This is a genomic window from Methylibium sp. T29, assembly GCF_000576205.1.
Classification (GTDB): Bacteria; Pseudomonadota; Gammaproteobacteria; order Burkholderiales; family Burkholderiaceae_C; genus Methylibium; species Methylibium petroleiphilum.
Genome location: NZ_AZND01000329.1, coordinates 1 through 3,103, shown reverse-complemented (window position 1 = coordinate 3,103; position 3,103 = coordinate 1). Strand labels below are relative to the sequence as shown.

Sequence of the window (3,103 nt, the reverse complement as noted above, 5' to 3'; positions counted from 1 at the left end):
CGATGCTCAGGTCGACGCCCAGCGCGTTGCGACGCGCGCTGCCGTAGAGCAGCAGCGGCGACGGCTGGCCCGGCTCGGGCGCGGCCTGCAGCGGCGACGCGAGCAGCGCGTCGACATCGACCTGCGGGTCGGCCAGCTGGTGCACGAACGACGAGTTGGCGCCGTTCTCCAGCAGGCGGCGCACCAGGTAGGCCAGCAGGTCGCGGTGCTCGCCGACCGGCGCGTAGATGCGCACCGGCAAGCCCCCGCTTGAGCGGGGGGAGCGGGAGGTGTGTACCGCGACACCTCGCGGTACACACCCTCCCCCATGCCGTGCAGCCGTTGCAACTCGAACGGCGTGCCGCGCACCCGCGCCATCTGCACGATGGCCGCGACGGTGCCGGCGTTGTGGGTGGCGAACTGCGGGTAGATGACGTCGGCGTGGTCGAGCAGCGCCTTCGCGCACGCGAGGTAGGAGATGTCGGTGTGGTGCTTGTGCGTGAACACCGGGTAGGCGGCCAAGCCGAGCTCCTGCGCGCGCTTGATCTCGCCGTCCCAGTAGGCGCCCTTGACCAGCCGCACCATGAAGCGCAGGCCGTGGTGGCGGGCGATGCGCGCGACCTCGTGCACGCATTCCTCGGCGCGCGTCTGGTAGGCCTGGATCGCGAGGCCGAAGCCGCGCCAGCGCGGGTGGCGCGCGGCGATGTGCGCGGCAGCAGCGTCGATCAGCTCGAGCGAGAGTTCGAGCCGATCGCTCTCTTCGGCATCCACGGTGAGGTTGACGTCGGCCGCCGCTGCGTCGTCGATCAGACCCAGCACGCGCGGCAGCAGCTCGGCGAAGACGCGCGCCCGCTGCGCATCTTCGTAGCGCGGGAACAGCGCCGACAGCTTGATCGAGATGCCGTCGTTGGCTTCCGGGCCGGCACCGGCCACGGCGGTGGCGGCAATGGCCGCGATGGCGTCGCGGTAGGAGCGCAGGTAGCGCTGCGCATCGTGCGCGGTGCGGGCGCCCTCGCCCAGCATGTCGAAGCTGAAGCGCAGTTGCGGCTGGGCCTGGCGCTGACTGCGGGCCTCGCCCAGCGCCTCGGCGATCGACTGGCCGAGCACGAACTGCCGGCCCAGCAACTGGATGGCGCGCACCGTCGCCGCCACCACGGTCTGCGCGCCCAGGCGCTGCAGCAGGCCGGGCGGGTGCTCGCCGTCGGGCAGGAACTTCTTGGACAGCGCGATCGCGCTGGCCGACAGGCTGGCCAGCCTCTTGTGCGGGCCGTCGCCGCCGGTGGCGGCGGTGTCGAAATCGGCGCGGCCCAGCTGGTCGGCGGTCAGCGCGATCGCGGTGGCGGCATCGGGCACGCGCAGCAGCGCTCGGCCAGCCGCATCAGCGCCAGGCCTTCGGCGCTGGAGATCGGGTACTCGCGCAGCAGCGACTCCATGGCCCAGAACGGCGCCGGTTCGTCGCGCACCGCCTGCACCCAGCGACGCGCCAGCGCCTGCACGCCGGCCCAGTCGAGCGCTCCGGCCAGCGCCGCCAACCGGGCCTGGAGAACGGACGCCTCGTCGCGCAGCGGCGACGGCAGGCGGGCGGCGGGCGTGGCGGTGGGCAGCGGCATGGTGGCAGACCTCGATCGGCGTGGACCGGCCGCCCCGTTGGCCGCCGTTCCTGTTAGCGTAAGGCCGTCCTTGCCGAATGATTCACCAAGCTCATGCCTTCCAGCCGCACAAAATCCAGCACGAAGCCCAAGGCCGCCCGCGCGGGGGCCGCGGTCGCCGAGCCCCCACCACGGGCCATCGAGGGCCTGGACCGCACCGACCAGCGCATCCTGCGCGTGCTGCAGCGCGATGGCCGCATCACCAACCTCGAACTCGCGCAGCAGGTGCATCTGTCGCCGACGGCCGTGCTGGAGCGGGTGAAGCGGCTCACGCGCGACGGCGTGATCCTCGGCTACGAGGCGCGCCTGAATCCGGCGCGGCTGGGCGCGGCGATGCTGGTGTTCATCGAGGTGATGCTGGACCGCACGGCGCCCGACGTGATGGAGAGCTTTCGGGCCGCGGTGCAGGTGCGGCCCGAGATCCTGGAATGCCACCTGGTGGCCGGCGGCTTCGACTACCTGATCAAGACGCGCGTGGCCGACATGGCGGCCTACCGCGAGATGCTGGCCAGCGTGATCTGGGCGCTGCCCGGCGTGCGCGAGACGCGCACCTACGCGGTGATGGAGGAAGTGAAGAACACCACGGCGCTGCCGCTCTAGCTAGGGCCGCGCATGCGCGTCGCCGCACTCGCCGACCGGCGTGGCGGTGACGCGCTGGAAGAAGGTCATGTTCTTGCCGCCCAGGCGCACGTTCAGCGTGCCGGTCCACCGATCGCGCGCGTCGGACTGCCAGCGCGCATCGCCGGTGGTGCCGTGGCCGCCGTGGCAGGCCAGCCGGTAGGTGGCGTCATCCAACGGCTCGAGGCGGCAGTCCTGCAGCGACACGTCCTGCAGCATCCAGAACACCGTCGCGCGGTCGGCCACGGCGAGACAGCGTTGCTCCCTGCGCACCGCGTAGCGCAGGTTCTCGTCGAGGTGCGGCATGCCGGTCTCGGTGCTCAAGTCGTAGAGCCGGCGCGGCGGGGCCTCTCGCTCGTCGGCGGCGGCCGCACCGACGGCGCAGAGACCGGCGACGAGGGCCCCGCACCAGCGCCTGGTTCGTGTCGTCATGGGAGCCTGTTCTCGCCGCGAGGACGGCGCGCCCCGTGCACGGTCAACCCGCACGCCGGAAGGTGAGGTTGATGCGGCAGTTCCCGGTCGCCGCGTGTTCACCGTCCTTCAGGGCCAGCACGCCGTGGTAGCGCAGCCGCGACGGGCCGCCCCACACCGCCACATCGCCATGCACCAGCGGCACCCGCGTGGTGGGGTCGCTGCGCCGGCCACCGCCGAACAGGAAGACCGCCGGCAGGCCCAGCGACACCGAGACGATGGGCGCGCTGAAGTCGCGCTCGTTGCGGTCCTGGTGCAGGCTCAGTCGAGCGCCCGGCTCGTAGCGGTTGATCAGGCAGGCGTCGGGCGCGAAGCCGGAGTAGCCGGCCTGCGCCGCGGCCCGCGCGGCCAGCTCGCCGAAGCGGCGCGGCATCGTGGGCCAGGGC

5 protein-coding genes and 1 pseudogene are annotated in these 3,103 nt (G+C 72.6%); 1 reads left to right on the top strand and 5 read right to left on the bottom strand.

Annotation, left to right across the window (positions count from 1 at the left end; genetic code table 11):
- The 3 genes and pseudogenes from x551_RS28265 to x551_RS28255 all read right to left on the bottom strand — a co-directional run.
- Window positions 1–235: proline dehydrogenase family protein (locus x551_RS28265; RefSeq protein WP_343252163.1), on the bottom strand; the 235-nt coding region annotated here is incomplete at its 3' end.
- Window positions 236–342: 107 nt separating this feature from the next.
- Window positions 343–1,332: pseudogene (locus x551_RS28260) on the bottom strand (proline dehydrogenase family protein); the annotation flags it as partial.
- The gene (locus x551_RS28255; protein ID WP_343252162.1) at window positions 1,302–1,589 is read right to left on the bottom strand and encodes a hypothetical protein; all 288 of its coding nucleotides are present in this window, start codon (window positions 1,587–1,589) and stop codon (window positions 1,302–1,304) included. The gene x551_RS28255 and the pseudogene x551_RS28260, both read right to left, overlap by 31 nt.
- Window positions 1,590–1,682: 93 nt before the next feature.
- On the opposite strand from x551_RS28255, the gene x551_RS20330 reads away from it, so the two are divergent.
- Window positions 1,683–2,228, top strand: a complete 546-nt coding sequence (locus x551_RS20330) for an Lrp/AsnC ligand binding domain-containing protein (protein WP_231497796.1) — start codon at window positions 1,683–1,685, stop codon at window positions 2,226–2,228.
- Here x551_RS20330 and x551_RS20325 read toward each other — a convergent pair whose 3' ends face one another.
- Together x551_RS20325 and x551_RS20320 are read right to left on the bottom strand one after the other, a co-directional pair.
- Window positions 2,229–2,678: a hypothetical protein gene (locus x551_RS20325; RefSeq protein ID WP_036235514.1), complete on the bottom strand. Its 450-nt coding sequence runs from the start codon at window positions 2,676–2,678 to the stop codon at window positions 2,229–2,231.
- 43 nt (window positions 2,679–2,721) lie between these two features.
- Window positions 2,722–3,103: alpha-ketoglutarate-dependent dioxygenase AlkB (locus x551_RS20320; RefSeq protein WP_036250675.1), on the bottom strand; the 382-nt coding region annotated here is incomplete at its 5' end.